Below are 18088 nucleotides of genomic sequence, written 5' to 3'. Positions count from 1 at the left end.
GACAGAAGGAGACGACGATGTCCCAGAGCATCCAGCGCGCGGCCGAGATCCTCGAACTGGTCAGCCTGCGCCCCCGCACCCAGAGCGAGGTCGCCGAGCACCTGGGGGTGCACCGCTCCACGGCGCTGCGCATGCTGCAGACCCTGACCGAGGCCGGGTTGACCCGTCGGCACGCCGACGGCCACTACGGCGTCGGCTACCGGCTGGCCGGCCTGGCCTCGGTCGCCGCCGAGCAGTTCGACCTGCGCAACATCAGCCGTCCGCACCTCGCGTCGCTGGGCCGGGAGTGCCTGCACACCGTGCACCTGGCCGTGCTCGACGGCAGCGCGATCGTCTACGCCGACAAGATCGAGCAGCCGGGCATGGTGCGGCTCTACTCGCAGGTCGGGCAGCCGGTCGTGCTGCACACCGCCGGGGTGGCCAAAGCCATCCTCGCGTTCCAACCCGCCGCCGTGGTCGACCGCATGCTGGCCACCCACGCCTTCACCCGATACACGGAGACCACCCTGACCTCCCGCGCCGCCTACGACGCCGAACTCGACCGGGTCCGCAGCCGCGGCTGGTCGGTGGACGACGCCGAGTACGAGGACTACGTCAACTGCGTGGCCATGCCGATCCGCGACGCCCGCGGCAACGTGCTGGCCGCCGTGTCCGTGACCGCGCTCAAGGCGCGCGCCGACCTGGCCGCCCTGGAGCAACTGCTGCCGCGGCTCGACGAGGTCGTGAGCGACGTGTCGCGCGCCATCGGGTGGCGACCGTGACCGCGGCAGGCGGCAGCCCGCCGGCCTTCGACGCGTGGTTCGCCCGCACCCCGGTGATGGCGATCCTGCGCGGCTACGACCCGGCCCGGACGGTCGCGCTGTGCGAGCGCGCCTGGTCGGTCGGCATCGACGTCGTCGAGGTGCCCATCCAGTCCCCCGACGCCGTCGCCTCGCTGCGGGCTGCAGTGGCGGCCGCCGCGGGCGCCGGCCGGGTGGTCGGCGCCGGGACGGTGACCTCGGCCGAGCGGGTCCGCCGAGCCGCCGATGCCGGTGCCGTGTTCACCGTGGCCCCCGGTTTCGACCCGGCCGTCACCGCGGCAAGCCGGGCCGCCGGGCTGCCGCACCTGGCCGGCGTCGCCACTCCCTCGGACGTGCAGGCCGCACTGGCCGACGGCCAGACCTGGGTGAAGGCGTTCCCGGCCTCGGTGCTGGGCACGGGGTGGTTCGCCGCGATGCGCGGGCCGTTCCCCGGGCTGCCGCTGGTGGCCACCGGTGGCATGGACGCGTACAACGCCCGGGACTACCTCGCCGCCGGCGCCCGCGTGGTGGCCGTCGGATCGGCCCTCGACGATCCCCGCCAGCTCGACCTGCTCGCTGAGCTCACCGCCGGCTGAGCTCCACCACGGAAGAGAGAGTCCTGATGAGCTACATCCCGGCCCCCGACCGCTACGACCGCATGCCGCACCGCCGGGTGGGCCGCAGCGGCCTGCAGTTGCCGGCCGTGTCCCTGGGTACCTGGCACAACTTCGGCGACGACACCCCCTTGGCGCGCCAGCGGGCCCTGCTGCAGCACGCCTTCGACCTGGGCATCACCCACATCGACATCGCCAACGGGTACGGCCCGCCGCCCGGTTCGACCGAACGCAACGTCGGCCGCCTCCTGGCCGAGGACTTCGCCGGGCTGCGCGACGAGCTGGTCGTCGCCACCAAGGCCGGCTACCCGTTCTTCCCCGGCCCGCACGGCACCGGCGGAGGGCGCAAGCACCTGCTCGGCAGCCTGGAGCACTCGCTGCGCAGCCTGCGGCTGGACCACGTGGACATCTTCTACATGCACCGTTTCGACCCCGAGACGCCGCTGGAGGAGACCGCCTCGGCCCTGGACGCCGCCGTCCGGGCGGGCAAGACCCGCTACGTGGGCATCTCCAGCTTCTCCCCTGCCCGCAGCGCCGAGATCAGCGAGCTGCTGCACGAGCTGGGGACGCCGCTGCTGATCCACCAACCCTCGTACTCGATGCTCAACCGCTGGATCGAGGAGGGTGAGCCCAGCCTCCTGGACGTCGCCGAGCAGCAGGGCTTCGGCGTCATCGCCTTCTCCGCCCTCGCCCAGGGCCTGCTCACCACCAAGTACCTGGACGGGGTGCCCGAGGGGTCGCGAGCCACGCAGGGCAAGACGTTGCGCGAGGGCATGCTGAGCGAGGCCAACATCGAGCGCGTCCGAGCGCTCAACGCCATCGCCGAGCAGCGCGGGCAGACCCTGCCGCAGATGGCCCTGTCCTGGGCGCTGCGCGACCCGCGGGTCACCTCGGTGCTGATCGGCGCCAGCCGCCCCGAGCAGCTCGACGACACCGTCCGCTGCGTCCAGGCCTCCGGCTTCACCGCGGAGGAGCTGGCCCGGATCGACGAGCACGCCCAGGACGGGGGCCTCAACATGTGGGCCGCCTCGTCGCAGGCGTGAGCGCCACGATGGACGAGCGGGAGGAGGCCGCCGCCGCGCTCGCCCGGATCACCGCCGAGGAGCGGGAACTGGTGTTCCCGCGCTTCGACCGGCAGACCGGTTGGACGCTCGGCGCCTTCCTGCGCGACGCCGCGCTCGGGCGCGCCCTCCCGGTCGTCGTGGGGGTGACGCTCGCCGGGCAGCGGCTCTTCCACGCCGCCCTGCCCGGCGCCTCCCCGGACAACGACGCCTGGTTGGACCGCAAGGTCGCCGCCGTCGTGCACTTCCAGCGCTCCTCGCTGGGCGTGCGGGAGCAATTCCGTGCTGCCGGCCGGGACTACGCCGCCGACTCCCGGTTGGACCACACGCGCGTCGCCGCCAACGGCGGGGTCTTCCCGATCACGGTCGCCGGGGTCGGCGTGGTCGGCACGGTGGGCATCTCCGGGCTGCCGCAGGTGGAGGACCACGCCTTCGTGGTCGAGCAGCTGCGCGCGTTCCTGGCCGGCTGAGCACCGCTCGTCGCCCCCGCCGGCGCGACCGGGGTGAGGAGGCGGCCGCTAACCAGTCGCTCACCGCGCCAGCGGGACCCGTGCCGGCGTTCGGGACCTGATCGAGGACCTGTGGTCACCGCGCGAGGTGGTGGTCTGGCCCTGCGCCGGCTGGCCGATCACCCGCTCCGGCCATCCAGGACCCTTCGCCGCCGGCCACGTCTCGACGCCGGGGCGGGCATCGACCACGGGTGCGGGTCCGCCGGGGTGGCCGGCCGGACGGTGAGCACCATCGCGGTGGCCGCCGCCCCGAGCACCAGGGCCGCCACGATCACCGCCAGGTACTCCCCCGTCGCGCCGATCACCGCGCCCGCGGCGGGGGGACCGATCGCGGACCCGACGGCCGCCGACGTGTAGAGGATCCCGAGCAGACCCCCCAGCCCGTGCAGCCCGAACAGCTCGGCCACCAGGGTCGGGCCGAGGGCGACGAAGCCTCCGTACCCGATCCCGAGCAGCGCGGCGAAGACGACCAGCCGGGGGTAGCCGGGCTCCCCGAGCCACAGCAGGAAGCTCCCGGCCATCAGGGCGAAGCAGCCCTGGTAGGTGCGCAGCACCCCGGTGCGGGTGGCGGCGGCGCCGAGGGCCAGGCGCCCGAGGATGCTGGCCGCCCCGATGACCCCGACCAGGGTCGCCGCGGCCACCTGCCCCGTCCCCCGGCTCACGGCGTAGGCCGGCAGGTGCACGAAGGGGACGAAGAGCACGATCGAGAGCAGCAGGCCGCTGGCGTAGAGCCGCCGGTACGTCGGGGTGCGCAGCCGGGGGCGCAGCGGCGCCGGCTCGGCGGAGACGACCCCGGGGGCCGCGCGGACGAGGAAGGCGCACCCGCCGAGCGCGAGCGTGCCGACGCCGGCGAGGACGAGGTACGCCTCCCGCCACCCGAGGCGGGCGATGAGGTCGGCGGCCAGCGGGGCGACCAGCAGCGTGCCGAGCCCGATCCCGGACACCGCGATGCCGACGGCGAGGGTGCGCCGCCGGGTGAACCACCCGCCCACCACCGCGACCAGGGGCACGTAGCTGCAGGCCACCGCGAGCCCCACGCCGAGACCGTGGCCCACGTAGGCCTGCCACAGCGCCGTGGCGCGGGAGGTCAGCAGCAGTCCGAGGCCCATCGCGAGGGCCCCGACGAGCACCACCCGCCGGGGCCCGAACCGGTCGACCGCCGGCCCGGAGAGCGCGCCGAGGCCGAACAGGGCGATCAGGGTGAGGGAGAAGACGCCGGCGGTCGCTCCCGGCCCGGAGCCGAGCGCGTCGCTCACCGGGACGAGGAACGCCCCGAAGCTGTAGGCCACCCCGAAGCTGACGAACATCGCGACGAAGGCGGCCGCCAGGACCGACCACGCCCGCCGCCCGTCCTGCACGTCGAGCGGGGACGGGACGCGGTCGGGGCCTGTCGTCACGTTCGTCGTCCGGACCTTCCAGTTCGTCCCGGGGTGGCCTCGAGGTCAGGCGCGGCGGTGCGACGTCACCAGGCGGACGGTCTCCGGCAGCGCCCGCAGCTGGTCGAGCAGGTCCGCGGGCAGCGCGCCGTTGACGTCGGTCACCACGTAGCCGAACGGGCCGCGCGTGGACAGCATCTGACCGTCCACGTTGAGCCCGTGCTCCCCGACCAGGGCGTCCACGCGGGCCAGGACGCCGGGCACGTTGCGGTGCAGCAGCGCGAACCGGGAGACCGAGGAGCCGTGCAGCGCCACCGCGGGCAGGTTCACGCTCAGCGTCGTCGTCCCGGTGCGGGAGTAGTCCACCAGTTTGCCGGCGACGAACCGGCCGATGTCGTACTGCGCCTCCTGGGTCGACCCGCCGACGTGCGGGGTCAGGATGACGTTGGGCAGGCCGCGCAGCACGGAGCTGAACTCGTCGCCCTGCTTCTTCGGCTCCTCGGGGAACACGTCCACCGCGGCGCCGGCGATGTGCCCGCTGAGGATGTGGTCGCGCAGGGCCTCGTGGTCGACGACGAACCCGCGGGAGAGGTTGAGGAACAGGCTGCGGGGGCGCATCCGGGCGAACTGCTCGGCACCGAACAGCCCCGCGTTGCCGCCCCGGCCGTCGACGTGCAGCGACACGGTCTCCGAGCGCTCGAGCAGCTCCTCGAGGCTGCCGCAGGACTCGGCGTTGCCCAGCGCGAGCTTGTCCTCCAGGTCGTAGAACAGCACCCGCATGCCCAGGGCCTCGGCCAGGACCGACAGCTGGCTGCCGATGTTGCCGTAGCCGACGATGCCGAGGGTCCGCCCGCGGATCTCGTGGCTGCCGGTCGCCGACTTGTCCCAGATGCCCGCGTGCAGCGCGCGGTCCCGGTCGGTCAGCCGCCGGGCCAGGCTGATGATCTCGGCGATGGCCAGCTCCACCACGCTGCGGGTGTTGGAGTACGGCGCGTTGAACACCGCCACTCCCGCCTCCGCCGCCGCGGTCAGGTCGATCTGGTTGGTGCCGATGCAGAACGCGCCCACGGCGGCCAGCTGCGGGCGGCGGGCCAGGACCTCCGCGGTCACCTGGGTCTTGGACCGGATGCCCAGCACGTCGACGCCGTCGAGCGCGGCGATGAGGTCGGCCTCGTCCAGCGCCCCGCGCAGGGACTCGACCTCGAAGCCCGCCGAGGACAGCAGCTCGACCGCCACCGGGTCGATGTTCTCGAGCAGCAGGGCTCTGGGCATGTCGGGCTGGTCTCCTCGGGAGGCACGGGGCGGCCGCCGCCCGACGTCGTGGCACCGGGCGGGCTGGGCATCGGGCGGGTTGCGCATCGGACGGGCTGCGCACCGGACGGGCTGCGCACCGGACGGGGTGCGCATCGGACGACAGACACGCTAGCGGCGACCCCAAATCCGCCGTACGCCGCGCACCTGCCGCGGCGGCCCACGGCGGGCCACGCTCCCGGAGGGAGGTCGTGGCCCGCCGTGCACCCACCCGGTCGTCCGCCCGGGTGACGGGGTCCGGCGGATCAGTCGAAGACCAGCGCCGGGGTGTCGGTCTTGAGCGTCTCGCCGCGGAAGAACTCCGGGTGCCGGGCCCGCCACACGAACATGAAGACCACGCCGGCGGCCAGCAGGCCGATGCCGATGACGAAGACGCTGCCCAGGCCGAACACCGACGAGCCGCTGCCGTAGGCGGGGTCGAGGGTGTCGACCGCCGTCTGCAGGAACACCGCCGTGAGCATCAGCGCGCCCAGCAGCGGCAGGACGCCCTTGAAGACCAGGTCGCGCGCGCTGCGCCGGAGCTCGTGCCGGAAGTACCAGACGCAGGCGTAGGCGGTGAGGCCGTAGTAGAAGCAGATCATCAGCCCGAGCGCGTAGATTGTGTCGAGCAGGACGTTCTCGCTGATCAGCGTCATCGCGACGTAGAAGACCGCGGTGGCGGCGCCGGCGACGAAGGTGGCCGTGGAGGGCACCAGGAAGCGCGGGTGCACCTCGGCCAGCCGCTTGGGCAGCGCGCCGTAGGCGCCCATCGCCAGCATGGTCCGGGTGGTCGGCAGGAACGTCGTCTGCAGGGAGGACGCGGAGCTGGCCACGACGGCGAGGAAGAGCATGAACGCCAGACCCGGGCCGAGCACCGGCCCGGCGAGCGCGGCGAAGACGTTGTCACCGGTGTCGGGGTTGCCCAGCCCGGTGCCCTCGGTGCCGATGCCGGCGTACATCTGCACGGCGATCGCCACACCGACGTAGGTGACGATGATGACCAGCATGGTCACCAGCGCCGCCCGGCCCGGGGTGCGGCTGCTGCCCGAGGTCTCCTCGTTGACCGTCAGGCAGGTGTCCCAGCCCCAGTAGATGAAGAGGGACAGCGACAGTCCGGCGGTGAAGGCGCTGAAGGAGGTGATCGCCGTGGGGTCGAGCCAGGACAGCTCGAAGGGGATGCCGCCCGGGGCCGAGCCGGCCTCGGACAGCGCGAGGACGGCGAACACCGCCAGCACCACCATCTGGAAGCCGACCAGCACGTACTGGACGCGCTTGGTGGCCTCGACGCCGCGGTAGGTGACCCAGGTGGCCAGGGCCACGAAGGCGACGCAGGTGACCACGTTGACCAGGGTGTTGCTGCCCAGGTCGCCGATCGTCGCCGAGCCGGTGATCTCGCCGAGCAGCAGGTAGAAGAAGGAGACGGCGACGCCGGCCAGGTTGGACAGCACGATGATCGTCGCCAGCAGGGCGCCCCAGCCGGCCAGCCAGCCCACGTAGGGGTTGAACGCCTTGGTGGTCCAGGTGAACGAGGTCCCGCAGTCCGGGGCGACCCGGTTGAGCTCCCGGTACGCGTAGGCGACGAGGAGCATCGGCAGGAAGCCGGCGAGGAAGATCGCCGGCATCTGCAACCCCACCTCGGTCACCGTCGGGCCGAGCGTCGCGGTCAGCGCGTAGACCGGCGCGATGCTCGAGACGCCGAGGACGACGCTGGCGAGCAGGCCCACGGAGTTCTTGGACAGGCCCTTGGCCCGCAGGTCGGTGCCACCCGTGGTGGCGCCCTGGTTCAGGGTCATGCGGTCCTCCTCGTCGCGCCGGCGTGGCGCGCGTCCGGTGCCGGCCTGTGCGCCGGATCACAGTGAAGCCAGCCAGCCACCCGCCCCCTGGGGGAAGACTCCGCCTCGTACACCGACCGCCGACGGCATCGACGGTCCGGCACGAGAGGTGGATCACGGATCCCGGCGCCGAGAGGATGCCCGACGACTGTTTCGTCGGCGTATCGCCGTCGGACAATCGTTATCCGTTGGAGATCCGGCAGATTCGCCGGCGCACGCCCGGGAGCCGGGGGCGGCGGACCGCTCGACGTCACCCGATCCTCGGAACCGCAGTGGACGACCGTGGTGCCGACGCGATCCGTGGCTTACCCTCGCTGACGCAACTGATTCCGTCGAACGTGGCGTGTGAGCCGCCACCCGTGGCGCAGGCACCGTGCGAAGCTTCACCCGCACGACGGATCCCCCCACCGCACGACCGATCGGACTTCGAGCGATGACCCGCTACGGCCCCCAGTTCGGCCCCGACATCACCTTCCTCGGCGTCGACCGCTGCGACCTCGACGACCCGGCGTCCTACGCCGACGCCGACGTCGTCGTCCTCGGGGCGCCGTTCGACGGCGGCACGTCACACCGTCCCGGTACCCGCTTCGGCCCGCAGGCGATCCGGATGACCGACTACCTGCCGCACGACGGGTCCCGGCCCAGCCTGGCGCTGCGCACCGACGGGCTGCGCGACCTGCGGGTGCTCGACGCCGGGGACGTCGAGATGTACTCCGGCGACATCGAGACGGCGCTGCCCGCGCTGGAGCGGGCCGTGGAGAAGGTGGCCCGCTCCGGGGCGATCCCCGTCGTGCTCGGCGGTGACCACTCGATCGCCTTCGCCGACGCCAAGGGCGTGGCCAACGTGCTCGGGCACGGCCGCGTGTCGATGCTGCACTTCGACGCCCACGCCGACACCGGCGACATCGAGTTCGGCTCGCTGTGGGGCCACGGCCAGCCGATGCGCCGGCTCATCGAGTCCGGCGCGCTGCGCGGCGACCGGTTCCTGCAGATCGGCCTGCGCGGCTACTGGCCGCCGCCGGAGACGCTGGACTGGATGGCCGGGCAGCGCATGCGCAGCTACGAGATGACCGAGATCGTCCACCGCGGGCTCACCGACTGCCTGACCGAGGCGTTCGGCATCGCCACCGACGAGTGCGAGGGCGTCTTCCTCTCCGTCGACATCGACGTCTGCGACCCCGGCCACGCGCCCGGGACCGGCACCCCCGAGCCGGGCGGGCTCTCGGCGCGCCAGCTGCTGGACTCCGTGCGCCGCATCTGCCTGGAGCTGCCGGTCGTCGGCGTCGACGTCGTCGAGGTCAGCCCGCCCTACGACCACGCCGACATCACCGCAGCACTGGCCAACCGGGTCGTCCTCGAGGCGCTGTCGGCGATCGCCCGGCGCCGCCGCGACGCCCGCGACGGCACCCGCTGGGACCCGTCCCTCCCCCTGCTCGCGGACCGCCCCGACACCACCCAGGAGAACCCGTCATGACCGAGTCCGCGCCGTCGTGCCACGGCTCCGGCACCGCCAGTGCCCCGGCGGCTCCCGGCACCCCGCACCCGCTGGACCCGCTGACCGCCGACGAGTTCCGCGCCGCCGCGGCGGTCCTGCGCCGCGACAAGGGCGTCGACGAGCGCTGGCGGTTCGCCGCCATCGAGCTGCGCGAGCCGGCCAAGGACGTCGTCCGCGCCTTCCGTGCCGGTGACCCCGTCCGCCGCGAGGCCCGGGTCACCGCCTGGAGCCGCGACGAGGGCGTCCCTTACAAGGCGGTCGTGTCGCTCACCGACGACGCCGTCGTCTCGTGGGAGGCCGTGCCCGGCCAGCAGGCCAACATGACCGTCGACGAGTGGCACGAGGCGCACGAGGTGCTGATCCGGCACCCCGACGTGGTCGCCGCCCTCGCGAAGCGCGGCATCACCGACCTGGACCTGGTGCTCATCGACACCTGGGCCTACGGCCACTCGCTCATCCCGCAGGGGTTCCAGGACCGCCGGGTCGGCTGGACCGACGTGTGGCGCCGCTCCGCACCGAACGCCAACCCCTACGCCAACCCGGTCATGGGCCTGCACTTCGTCGTCGACCTCAACACGATGGAGCTGCTGCAGATCGAGGACACCGCGCCGCCGGCCGAACCGGCGGTGATGGGTGAGTACGTGCCGTCACTGGTCCCGGGCCTGCAGCAGCGCACCGACGTCAAGGCGCTGGAGATCATCCAGCCCGAGGGCGTCTCCTTCGCCCTGGACGGCCACGAGCTGCGCTGGCAGAAGTGGACGATGCGGCTGGGCTTCAACTACCGCGAGGGCCTGGTCATCCACCGGCTGGAGTACGACGGCCGGCCGGTCGCCCACCGGATGTCCTTCGCCGAGATGGTCGTGCCCTACCGAGACCCCAGCCCCGACCACCACCGGCGCACCGCGTTCGACGCCGGCGAGTGGGGCCTGGGCAACATGACGACGTCGCTCAAGCTCGGCTGCGACTGCCTGGGCGACATCACCTACGTCGACGCCGTGCTGCACGACACCCGCGGCGAGCCCTACACGATCGAGAACGCCATCTGCCTCCACGAGGAGGACGACGGCGTGCTGTGGAAGCACGTCGACGAGCAGGCGGGGTCCGAGGTGCGCCGGTCGCGGCGGATGGTGGTGTCCTTCCACGCCACGGTGGCGAACTACGAGTACCTCACCTACTGGCGCTTCTACCAGGACGGCACGATCCAGTGCGAGGTCCGCGCCACCGGGATCATGGTGACCAGCGCCTTCGAGGGGGACGCGCCGCCGTACGGCACCGTCGTCGACGAGCGCACCTACGCGCCGATCCACCAGCACTTCATCGTCGCGCGGCTGGACATGGAGGTGGACGGGCCGGAGAACACCGTCGTCGTCACCGAGAGCGAAGCGCTGCCGATGTCGGAGGACAACCCGCACGGGCTGGCCGTGGTCACCCGCAGCCGGCCGGTGGAGACCGAGGCCGAGGGCCGCCTGGACCTCGACTTCGCCACCCAGCGGTCGTTCAAGGTGGTCAACCGGACCAAGCCCAACCGCCTCGGGACGGCGCCCGGCTACAAGCTCTACCCGACCTCGGCGCTGCCCTCCATGGCGCACCCGGATGCGCCGTTCCGGCAGCGGGCGCAGGTCATCGACCACCCGGTGTGGGTCAGCCGCTTCGACGAGGAGGAGCGCTGGCCGTCCGGCGAGTTCTGCAACCAGAGCCGCCGGGACGAGGGCCTGCCGGAGTGGCAGAAGGCCGACCGGCCGCTGACCGACACCGACGTCGTCCTGTGGCACGTGTTCGGCATCCACCACGTGCCGCGCCCCGAGGACTGGCCGGTCATGCCGGTGGACGTCGTCTCGTTCGAGCTCAAGCCGGTCGGGTTCTTCGACCGCAACCCCGCGCTCGACGTGCCGCCGGCCCCGGGTCGCTGCCACTGATGGAGCCGCTCGGCCCCGCCGCGCTGCCGCGGTTCCTCGCCCGGAGTGCGGCGGGGGCCGCCGCGGGCTGCGCCGCCGTGCACGGCCTGGCGCTGGCCGCGGCGCCGCACCCCGGCACGACGGCGACCGCCGCCCTGGTCCTGGCGTGCCTGTTGTGCGCGGTGCACCTGTTCCGACGGCCGGGGCCGGTGGCGTGGGCGGCGCACGTCGTGCTGACGACGGCGATGCTCGTCGCCCACCCGCCCGTGCTCACCGGCCACGCGGCGCATGCGGCCCCCGAGCTCGCCGCCTGGGCCGGCCCGGTCGCCGGCGGACTGGCAGTGGCGGCCTTGGTCCTGGCCGCCGTGCGCGCAGGCTCGGCGGTGCTCACCCTCGCCTCCGCGCGGACGGGCTCGGCGGTCCGCCGAACCGCGTAGTCGTACCTCCCGGCTCGCCAGGCCGGCGGCTGCGTGCCACGGACGGGATCCCCGGGACCGGATTCCGCCTCCACCAGGGCCCCGGCCCCCGTCGGGTGCATCGACCCCCGAACCGAGCAGAATCGGATCCGATCCCACAGCGCGCCCGGAACTGTCATACCTCGAACGTATGTTCGAGGTATGACAGCAGCCGGCACCGTGCGCTCGCCGCTGGAGGCCGGCCTGGTGGGGTGGTTCCTCGGCCGGCCGCCGACGAGCGCGCGACTTCCGGTCGGCGTGCTGACGAAGCAGGAGAAGGCTGCCGAGCTGCAGCGGCTGCAGGCCCGCAAGGCCATGGACGCCGCGTACGAGACGGAGCTGATCCTCGGCCTGGCCGAGGACACCCCCGACACCCTCGACCCGTCGCCGGACCACCCGGGAGCGCGGAAGGGTTCGTGGGCGCCGGACACCCAGCCGCCCGGGGTGTCGCAGTTCTTCCCAGCCGAACTGGCCGTCGTGCTCAACATCGGCCGCGGTGCGGCCTCCCACCTGGCGCACCGGGCGTGGATCTACCGGGAGAGCCTCCCGGCCACGTGGGCGGCCATGGCCGACGGCACCCTGGACGAAGGGCGAGCGAAGGTGCTCGCCGACGTCCTGCAGCACACCTCGCCGGACATCGCCCGGCAGATCGAGTCGCGCCTGCTGCCGGACGCGACCGAGATGTCCAGGGCCCGGCTGCACGCCCGGGCACTCGAGCTGCTCCTGGCGCTCGACGCGGAGGCCATAGATGCCCGTCGGAAGGACGCCCGCCGGCACGCCGACGTGCGCAGCCACCCCTCGCACCTGGAGGGCATGGCCACCCTCGCCGCCGAGCTGCCCGCCGACGAGGCCGCCGAGAGCTACGACCTGATCGACCGGCTGGCGCGCATGGCGAAAGCCGACGGCGACCCGCGGCCGATCGGGCAGATCCGCGCAGAAGTGTTCTCCCTGCTGCTGCGCCGCCCGGCTGGGCACGGCCTGCCCGCCGTCCAAGCGCACGTCACCGTCACCGCCGCCCTCGACGCCCTCGAAGGCGGCTCGGCGACGGCGGGGTCGGTGGGCGGGTTTCCCATCACCGCAGCGCACGTCTGCGATCTGCTGCGACGGATCGGCGCGCTGGGTCTGCAGACGCCCGAAGGCGGTTCTCTCACCCTCGCGCTCACCGATGCCAACGGGCGACTGCTGGCAACCGCCACTCCGGAGCAGCTGCAGCGGCTCGCCCGGCGGGGATGCGCCGCCCACGGGGACGGCTGCGGCTGCACGGTGCTCGGTCGGCCGGCGCCGACGGATGCCTACACGCCCACCGGCGCCCAGGATCTGTTCCTCACCACCCGCGACCGCGGCTGTCGCATGCCCAACTGCGGACAGCGGGTCGGGTGGACCGACCGCGACCACGTGGTTCCGCACGCCGCCGGCGGAGCCACCGACTGCGCCAACCTCTGCTGCCTGTGCCGGAGCCACCACCGGCTCAAGACCCTCGCCCCCGGCTGGCGATTCGTCATGGAGGACGACGGCACGCTGCACGTGACCACGCCGTCCGGGGTCACCCGCACCACCCGGCCACCCGGCATGCGGGCACGGCCACCGGAGCCCCCGGAGCCACCCGAACCAGCCGAGCCACCGCAGCCGGAGAGCACACCGGCCGGCTCCACCTCGGACGACGACCCGCCACCGTTCTGACCACCCGTGCCGCGGTGGTCCGGGCGCGACCCGTGCCGCCCAGCCGAAGGTTGACAGGTGTCGAGCGGAAGGGGCGGCGGCTCGGCGGCGAGGCGGCGTGTCAGGTTGGTAAGGCTGCGTGCGACGTTCGCCGACCGGCACTCCGCAGCCGGAGGTCAGTCCTCGGGCAACCGCACCGGCGCGAGCTCGTCGAAGAGGTCACCCGGTCCGGGGTTCTCCGGGTGGGTGCGCCCACCGAGGTGGTGCACCACGCCCCACACGGCGTTGAGCGCCGTCTGCACCGCGCCCTCGGCCCAGCCGGCGGTCCAGGAGATGTCGTCCCCGGCGAGGAACAGCCCGCGGTACTGCTCCGGCAGCTCGTCCTGCACGAAGTGGGTGAACAGCCGCCGCTGGTACCGGTAGTGGCCGGGCAGGTTGGCCTTGAACGCGCCCATGTAGTCGCGCTCGGACTCCCACGACACCGTCACCGGCGAGGCGATGATGTGCCGGCGCAGGTCCACGTCCGGGTAGATCCCGCGCAGCGACTCGAGCATGACCTCCATGCGCTCGGTCGCCGAGAGCGGCAGCCACTTCAGCGAGTCGTCGGCCCAGGTGTAGCTCAGGCAGATCAGCCCCGGTCGCCCCTCCCCCTGGTCGAGCAGGTAGGTGCCGCGGGTCATCCGGTCGGTGAGGGTCATGCTCATCCGGTGCCGCCCGGTCTGCGGGTCGACGTCCTTCCAGAACGGCCGGTCGACCAGGCAGAACAGCTTCGTCGACCCCATGTAGTGGGTCCGCTCGATCGCCGTCCAGTGGTCGATCGGGAACAGGCTCTCGTCGCACACGATCCGCGACAGCAGGTTCCAGCTCTGCGCGGTGAAGACCGCGGCGGCGTACGTGCGGATGCCGCCGGCCTCGTCGGTGACGGTGATGTTGCCCGGCTCGGTCCGGTGCAGCCGGGTGACGGCGGGCAGCGGTCGCCCGCCGGGGTGCAGGTCGGCCAGGCTGGTGCCAGCCGGCCAGTGCGCCGGCGCCGCGACCCGCTTCTCCCACAGCCGCACCGGCACCTGCTGGCAGCCTCCGACGATCGACAGGTGGTCGTCATCGGCGGCGGTGAAGACGACCCGCAGGATCTCCAGCATCGAGTTCGGGTAGTCGGTGTCCCAGCCGCCGGTGCCGAACCCGACCTGGCCGAACACCTCGCGGTGCCGGAAGGAGCTGAACGCCGGCGAGGCGGCGAGGAACCCGTAGAACGTGGTGTCGTCGAGCCGCTCGACCAGGTCGTCCCAGACGGCCTTGATCGCCTTGACGTCGCGGTTCCGGATCGCCGCCTGCATCTCCTCCAGGCGCGCACGCTCGACCAGGGTCTCGTGCCAGGCGTCGGCGACCGCCCGGTACAGCGGTGGCAGGTCGTCGAGCGTGCGGGCGTAGTGCGACTCCCCCTTGAGGTCCACGACCGTGCTGGGGGTCGCCAGGTCCAGCGGGTTGGGGAACCGCGTGGTCGGCAGGCCCAGGTCGTCCACGTAGTGGAAGAAGCTGGTCGACGACGGCGGGAAGCGCATCGCGCCCATCTCGGCCACCACGCCCGGGTGCCCCTCGAACCCGACCGAGCGCAGCCGCCCGCCGATCTCGTGCGCCTCGTAGACGACCGGCTTGAGCCCCAGCTTCACGAGCTCGTGCGCGGTCACGATGCCCGACAGGCCGCCACCGATGACCGCGACCTCGGTGCCGTGCCGGTCCACCGGCACCTGCCCGAGCCCGGCGGGGTGCACCAGCCAGTCGTCGTAGGCGAAGGGGAAGTCCGGGCCGAACATGGTCAGCGGGCGGGCCGGCCGCTGCTGACCCGGCTCGTGGGCGTTGACCGGGATGGCGGAGGTCATGCGGGCTGCTCCGGGAGGTAGAGCTCGGGACGCCGGTCGGCCAGGTGGGTGTTCACCCGGCGCCAGGCGGTCCGGGCGGCGGGGTCGACGTCGACCACGAGCAGCTCGGGCAGGGGCTCGGCGAGCTCGGCCACCCGTTCCGCTCCGATCGCGTAACCGGTGAGCGACATCTCCGGCGTGACCAGCAGCCGGGCGCCGGCCGCCGCGGCCGACCGGGCAGCGACCGCGACCGCGGCCAGCCCGGCCTCGGGGTCGGGCGTCTCGGCCGGTCCCTGCGAGAGTGCGATGCGCACGGTTCTCCCCTCCGGTCCGGGCTCGTGCACCGGCCGACGCCGCGACGGTGTCGGGCCGGAGGCGGCGCTCACTGCCTCCCCGGAGGTGCTCCCCCGGGTCTCTGCGTGGTCCGCATCGCAGAGAGCATCGCCACCGGTTGCCTGAGTGTCAACGAACGTTTCCTACGGAGCGGTCCGACCCGCCGAGAGCGCCGGGGCGAACACCCACAGCACGCGCGTCGCGCCGTCGGTACGCAGGGACCGGAAGCCGTGCTGGGAGCCCGGCGAGAACGTGAAGGCGTCCCCCGCCCCGAGGACCGTGACATCCCCGCCGACCGTGACCTCGAGGTCGCCGTCGAGCACGAACACGAACTCCACCTCGGCGGGCAGGGCGTAGGTCTCCTCGCCACTGCCGCCCCCCGGCGCGATCTCGGAGAGGATGGCCTGCACCCGGCGCTCCCCGGAGGGCGTGAGCAGGTACTCCGTCAGACCCTGCCCACCGAACGCGATGGGCGGGTAGCTGCCGGCCCGGACCGCCTCGCCACCGGACGGCGCCTCGAACAGGCTGCCCGGAGAGATGCCGAGGACGGCGCACACCCGCACCAGGGCGGCCACCGAGGCGCTGGCCTGGTCGCGCTCGAGCTTGCTCAGGAACCCCTTGGTCAGCCCGCTCGCCCCGGCGACGTCGGTGAGGGTCAGCCGGCGCGCCTGCCGGACGGCCTTGAGCCGCTCGCCGATGCGCGGCACCTCGGACACCGCGCCACCGCTGGACACCGCCTCCATCGCCACCTCCCGGTCTCCTGGCGGACAGTAGTTCCCGCGTCGGCGTTGACAAATAAGAAACACGAGTTGACAGTGGCCTCCGACCCGGACGGGGGATCCGCTCCCCCGCGCACCACCCGGCCTCGCGCACACAGGAGATCCCGTGCAGGAGCAGAGCCCGATCGGCCCCGTCGACGCCACGCGGGTCCCCCGCTATGCCGGCCCGGCGACCTTCGCCCGGCTGCCGCGGATCGACGAGGTCTCGCGTGCCGACGTCGCCGTGGTCGGGGTGCCCTTCGACACCGGGGTCAGCTACCGGCCCGGCGCCCGCTTCGGCCCGGGCCACGTGCGCGCCGGCTCCAAGCTCCTGCGCCCGTACAACCCGGCACTGGACGCCACCCCCTTCGGGACCCAGCAGGTGGCCGACGCCGGGGACATCGGCGTCAACCCCTTCGACCTCGGTGAGGCGATCGAGACCATCGACCGCGAGGTCACCGCGCTGCGCTCGGACGGGACCCAGCTGCTCACCATCGGCGGCGACCACACGATCGCCCTGCCGATCCTGCGCTCGCTGGCCCGCGACCACGGCCCGGTCGCCGTGCTGCACTTCGACGCCCACCTCGACACGTGGGACACCTACTTCGGCGCCCCCTACACGCACGGCACGCCGTTCCGCCGGGCCAGCGAGGAGGGGCTCATCGACATGGAGCGCTCGCTGCACATGGGCATCCGCGGCCCGCTCTACAGCAAGCAGGACCTGGAGGACGACGCCGTCCTCGGCTTCCAGGTCATCCGCTCCGACGACTACGAGGTCGACGGCGTGCGCAGCATCGTGGAGCGGATGCGGCGCCGGCTCACCGGTGGACCGGTCTACGTGTCGGTCGACATCGACGTCCTCGACCCCGCGCACGCGCCGGGCACCGGCACGCCCGAGGCCGGCGGGCTCACCAGCCGCGAGCTGCTCAACACGCTGCGCGGGCTGGTCGGGCTCGACGTCGTCGGGGCCGACATCGTCGAGGTCTCCCCGCCCTACGACCACGCCGAGCTCACCGGCATCGCCGCGGCCCACGTCGGCTACGAGCTGCTGTCGGTCCTGGCGCTCAACCGCGCCGCGGGCTGAGCCGGGTCAGAGCCCGGCGTCGGACGACGTCGGGCTCTGCGGGCCCCGGGTGCCCCAGGCGTAGGTCTGCTTGGCCAGCCCCAGGTAGAGGTGGGTCTCGGTCGTCTCCACCCCGTCGACGCCGCGGATCCGGGCGACGACGTCGAGCAGCTGGTCGTCGTCCTCGCAGACGACCTCGGCCAGCACGTCGAACGACCCGGCGGTGATGACGACGTAGTCGACCTCGCCGAAGTCCGCGATCCGCTCGGCCACGACCCGGGCGTCACCGCTGGTGCGGATGCCGACCATCGCCTGCCGCGAGAAGCCGACCTGCATCGGATCGGTCACCGCCACGATCTGCATGACCCCGGAGTCGAGCAGCCGCTGCACCCGCTGGCGGACCGCCGCCTCGGAGAGCCCCACGGCCGCCGCTATGCGGGCGTACGGGCGGCGACCGTCCTCCTGCAGCTGCTCGATGATCGCCCGGGAGACGTCGTCCAGGACGAACTGCCGGCGCATGCTCACCCGTCGCTCCCGCCTGGTGCTCGTGGACCCGGCGGCTCCGGGCCCAGGCATCGTAACGATCACCCGCCGGGCCCGGCGCCCTCCTTCCGGGGGAGCCTCAGCCGAGGCCCTCGACCAGCCTGCGCAGCTCCGCGGCCACCACGCAGGCCCGGCCCAGCACGTCGTCGCGGGCGGACACGGCCTGCTCGCGGACAGCGGTGAAGCGCGCCAGCGCGGCCGCGTGCCGGGCGGTGAAGGCACCGACGTCCCCGTCGGTCTCCCGCAGCAGCGCCGCCACGAGGGCCCAGCGCAACCGGTCCACCTCGTCGCGCACCGCCGCGCGGGCGGCGACCACCCAGTGCGAGATGCCGGCCTGCTCCGCGGTCCACGCGTGCACCCGCGGCAGTGCCAGCAGCTCCTCCACGGCGGCGTCGGCGGCCACGACCCGGTCGATCGGCGCACCCGTACCTCGAGCGACCCCGGCCAGGTCGACGAGATCGGCGCGGGCAGCCAGCACTGCCACCCGGGCGGCGAGCACCGGAGCGGCGCCGGCGTCGGCCAGCTCGTCCCGCAGCGCGCGGGCGCGGTCGCCGGCGGCGCCCGGCCGGG

The 18088-nt window shown here is 73.4% G+C and carries 17 protein-coding genes; 9 read left to right on the top strand and 8 right to left on the bottom strand.

Features of this window, described 5'->3' with window-relative positions; genetic code table 11:
• Window positions 1-17: 17 nt before the first annotated feature.
• Genes C5507_RS13065 through C5507_RS13050 form a run of 4 tightly spaced genes read left to right on the top strand, consistent with a single transcriptional unit; the run spans window position 18 to window position 2924 of the window.
• Window positions 18-761 carry an IclR family transcriptional regulator gene (locus tag C5507_RS13065; protein WP_104528961.1) on the top strand — a complete coding sequence of 248 codons (744 nt, stop codon included), beginning with the start codon at window positions 18-20 and terminating at the stop codon, window positions 759-761.
• Window positions 758-1375, top strand: coding sequence for a bifunctional 4-hydroxy-2-oxoglutarate aldolase/2-dehydro-3-deoxy-phosphogluconate aldolase (locus tag C5507_RS13060; RefSeq protein WP_207225724.1), 618 nt, complete (start codon window positions 758-760; stop codon window positions 1373-1375). The genes C5507_RS13065 and C5507_RS13060 overlap by 4 nt, the downstream gene beginning before the upstream one ends.
• 26 nt (window positions 1376-1401) lie before the next feature.
• On the top strand, window positions 1402-2436 hold the full coding sequence (gene mgrA / locus C5507_RS13055; protein ID WP_104528960.1) for an L-glyceraldehyde 3-phosphate reductase: 1035 nt from the start codon (window positions 1402-1404) through the stop codon (window positions 2434-2436).
• Window positions 2433-2924 carry a heme-degrading domain-containing protein gene (locus tag C5507_RS13050; RefSeq protein WP_207225725.1) on the top strand — a complete coding sequence of 164 codons (492 nt, stop codon included), beginning with the start codon at window positions 2433-2435 and terminating at the stop codon, window positions 2922-2924. Before mgrA ends, C5507_RS13050 begins: the two co-directional genes overlap by 4 nt.
• Before the next feature lie 158 nt (window positions 2925-3082).
• Here C5507_RS13050 and C5507_RS13045 read toward each other — a convergent pair whose 3' ends face one another.
• From C5507_RS13045 to C5507_RS13035, 3 genes are all read right to left on the bottom strand, one after another.
• Window positions 3083-4360: an MFS transporter gene (locus tag C5507_RS13045; protein WP_104528959.1), complete on the bottom strand. Its 1278-nt coding sequence runs from the start codon at window positions 4358-4360 to the stop codon at window positions 3083-3085.
• 45 nt (window positions 4361-4405) lie between these two features.
• Window positions 4406-5611, bottom strand: coding sequence for a phosphoglycerate dehydrogenase (serA, locus tag C5507_RS13040; RefSeq protein WP_104528958.1), 1206 nt, complete (start codon window positions 5609-5611; stop codon window positions 4406-4408).
• A gap of 284 nt (window positions 5612-5895) precedes the next feature.
• Window positions 5896-7422 carry an APC family permease gene (locus tag C5507_RS13035; protein ID WP_104528957.1) on the bottom strand — a complete coding sequence of 509 codons (1527 nt, stop codon included), beginning with the start codon at window positions 7420-7422 and terminating at the stop codon, window positions 5896-5898.
• Window positions 7423-7894: 472 nt separating this feature from the next.
• Here C5507_RS13035 and speB (C5507_RS13030) point away from each other — a divergent pair, with 472 nt between their 5' ends.
• From speB (C5507_RS13030) to C5507_RS13015, 4 genes are all read left to right on the top strand, one after another.
• Window positions 7895-8935 carry an agmatinase gene (speB, locus tag C5507_RS13030; RefSeq protein WP_104528956.1) on the top strand — a complete coding sequence of 347 codons (1041 nt, stop codon included), beginning with the start codon at window positions 7895-7897 and terminating at the stop codon, window positions 8933-8935.
• A complete protein-coding gene (locus C5507_RS13025; RefSeq protein WP_104528955.1) occupies window positions 8932-10872 on the top strand; it encodes a primary-amine oxidase in 1941 nt (646 codons plus the stop codon). Before speB (C5507_RS13030) ends, C5507_RS13025 begins: the two co-directional genes overlap by 4 nt.
• Window positions 10872-11288 carry a hypothetical protein gene (locus C5507_RS13020; protein ID WP_104528954.1) on the top strand — a complete coding sequence of 139 codons (417 nt, stop codon included), beginning with the start codon at window positions 10872-10874 and terminating at the stop codon, window positions 11286-11288. Before C5507_RS13025 ends, C5507_RS13020 begins: the two co-directional genes overlap by 1 nt.
• Window positions 11289-11468: 180 nt before the next feature.
• The gene (locus C5507_RS13015) at window positions 11469-12986 is read left to right on the top strand and encodes an HNH endonuclease signature motif containing protein (RefSeq protein ID WP_104528953.1); all 1518 of its coding nucleotides are present in this window, start codon (window positions 11469-11471) and stop codon (window positions 12984-12986) included.
• 155 nt (window positions 12987-13141) lie between these two features.
• Here C5507_RS13015 and C5507_RS13010 read toward each other — a convergent pair whose 3' ends face one another.
• From C5507_RS13010 to C5507_RS13000, 3 genes are all read right to left on the bottom strand, one after another.
• Window positions 13142-14842, bottom strand: coding sequence for a flavin monoamine oxidase family protein (locus C5507_RS13010; RefSeq protein WP_104528952.1), 1701 nt, complete (start codon window positions 14840-14842; stop codon window positions 13142-13144).
• Window positions 14839-15135 carry a nitrilase-related carbon-nitrogen hydrolase gene (locus C5507_RS23155; RefSeq protein WP_242611057.1) on the bottom strand — a complete coding sequence of 99 codons (297 nt, stop codon included), beginning with the start codon at window positions 15133-15135 and terminating at the stop codon, window positions 14839-14841. Before C5507_RS23155 ends, C5507_RS13010 begins: the two co-directional genes overlap by 4 nt.
• A 162-nt stretch (window positions 15136-15297) precedes the next feature.
• Window positions 15298-15897: a helix-turn-helix domain-containing protein gene (locus C5507_RS13000; RefSeq protein ID WP_104529004.1), complete on the bottom strand. Its 600-nt coding sequence runs from the start codon at window positions 15895-15897 to the stop codon at window positions 15298-15300.
• Window positions 15898-16039: 142 nt separating this feature from the next.
• On the opposite strand from C5507_RS13000, the gene speB (C5507_RS12995) reads away from it, so the two are divergent.
• Window positions 16040-16996 carry an agmatinase gene (gene speB / locus C5507_RS12995; RefSeq protein ID WP_104528951.1) on the top strand — a complete coding sequence of 319 codons (957 nt, stop codon included), beginning with the start codon at window positions 16040-16042 and terminating at the stop codon, window positions 16994-16996.
• 6 nt (window positions 16997-17002) lie between these two features.
• Here speB (C5507_RS12995) and C5507_RS12990 read toward each other — a convergent pair whose 3' ends face one another.
• Both C5507_RS12990 and C5507_RS12985 read right to left on the bottom strand, forming a co-directional pair.
• Window positions 17003-17494 (bottom strand): Lrp/AsnC family transcriptional regulator, encoded by a 492-nt coding sequence (locus C5507_RS12990; RefSeq protein WP_207225973.1) that lies wholly within the window; start codon window positions 17492-17494, stop codon window positions 17003-17005.
• 103 nt (window positions 17495-17597) lie between these two features.
• A partial coding sequence (locus C5507_RS12985; RefSeq protein WP_211295521.1) for an NAD-glutamate dehydrogenase domain-containing protein occupies window positions 17598-18088 on the bottom strand: 491 nt, incomplete at its 5' end.

This window comes from Blastococcus saxobsidens (assembly GCF_002938435.1).
GTDB lineage: Bacteria > Actinomycetota > Actinomycetes > Mycobacteriales > Geodermatophilaceae > Blastococcus > Blastococcus saxobsidens.
The sequence above is the reverse complement of the archived record's forward strand: the minus strand, read 5'-3'. Positions and strand labels throughout refer to the sequence as shown.

Bases quoted from the DNA above. Each gene is read 5' to 3' on its own strand.
- C5507_RS13065 (WP_104528961.1), top strand. From the start codon at position 18: ATGTCCCAGAGCATCCAGCGCGCGGCCGAGATCCTCGAACTGGTCAGC.
- mgrA (WP_104528960.1), top strand. From the start codon at position 1,402: ATGAGCTACATCCCGGCCCCCGACCGCTACGACCGCATGCCGCACCGC.
- serA (WP_104528958.1), bottom strand. From the start codon at position 5,611: ATGCCCAGAGCCCTGCTGCTCGAGAACATCGACCCGGTGGCGGTCGAG.
- C5507_RS13035 (WP_104528957.1), bottom strand. From the start codon at position 7,422: ATGACCCTGAACCAGGGCGCCACCACGGGTGGCACCGACCTGCGGGCC.
- speB (WP_104528956.1), top strand. From the start codon at position 7,895: ATGACCCGCTACGGCCCCCAGTTCGGCCCCGACATCACCTTCCTCGGC.
- C5507_RS13025 (WP_104528955.1), top strand. From the start codon at position 8,932: ATGACCGAGTCCGCGCCGTCGTGCCACGGCTCCGGCACCGCCAGTGCC.
- C5507_RS13020 (WP_104528954.1), top strand. From the start codon at position 10,872: ATGGAGCCGCTCGGCCCCGCCGCGCTGCCGCGGTTCCTCGCCCGGAGT.
- C5507_RS13015 (WP_104528953.1), top strand. From the start codon at position 11,469: ATGACAGCAGCCGGCACCGTGCGCTCGCCGCTGGAGGCCGGCCTGGTG.
- C5507_RS13010 (WP_104528952.1), bottom strand. From the start codon at position 14,842: ATGACCTCCGCCATCCCGGTCAACGCCCACGAGCCGGGTCAGCAGCGG.
- C5507_RS13000 (WP_104529004.1), bottom strand. From the start codon at position 15,897: ATGGAGGCGGTGTCCAGCGGTGGCGCGGTGTCCGAGGTGCCGCGCATC.
- C5507_RS12990 (WP_207225973.1), bottom strand. From the start codon at position 17,494: ATGCGCCGGCAGTTCGTCCTGGACGACGTCTCCCGGGCGATCATCGAG.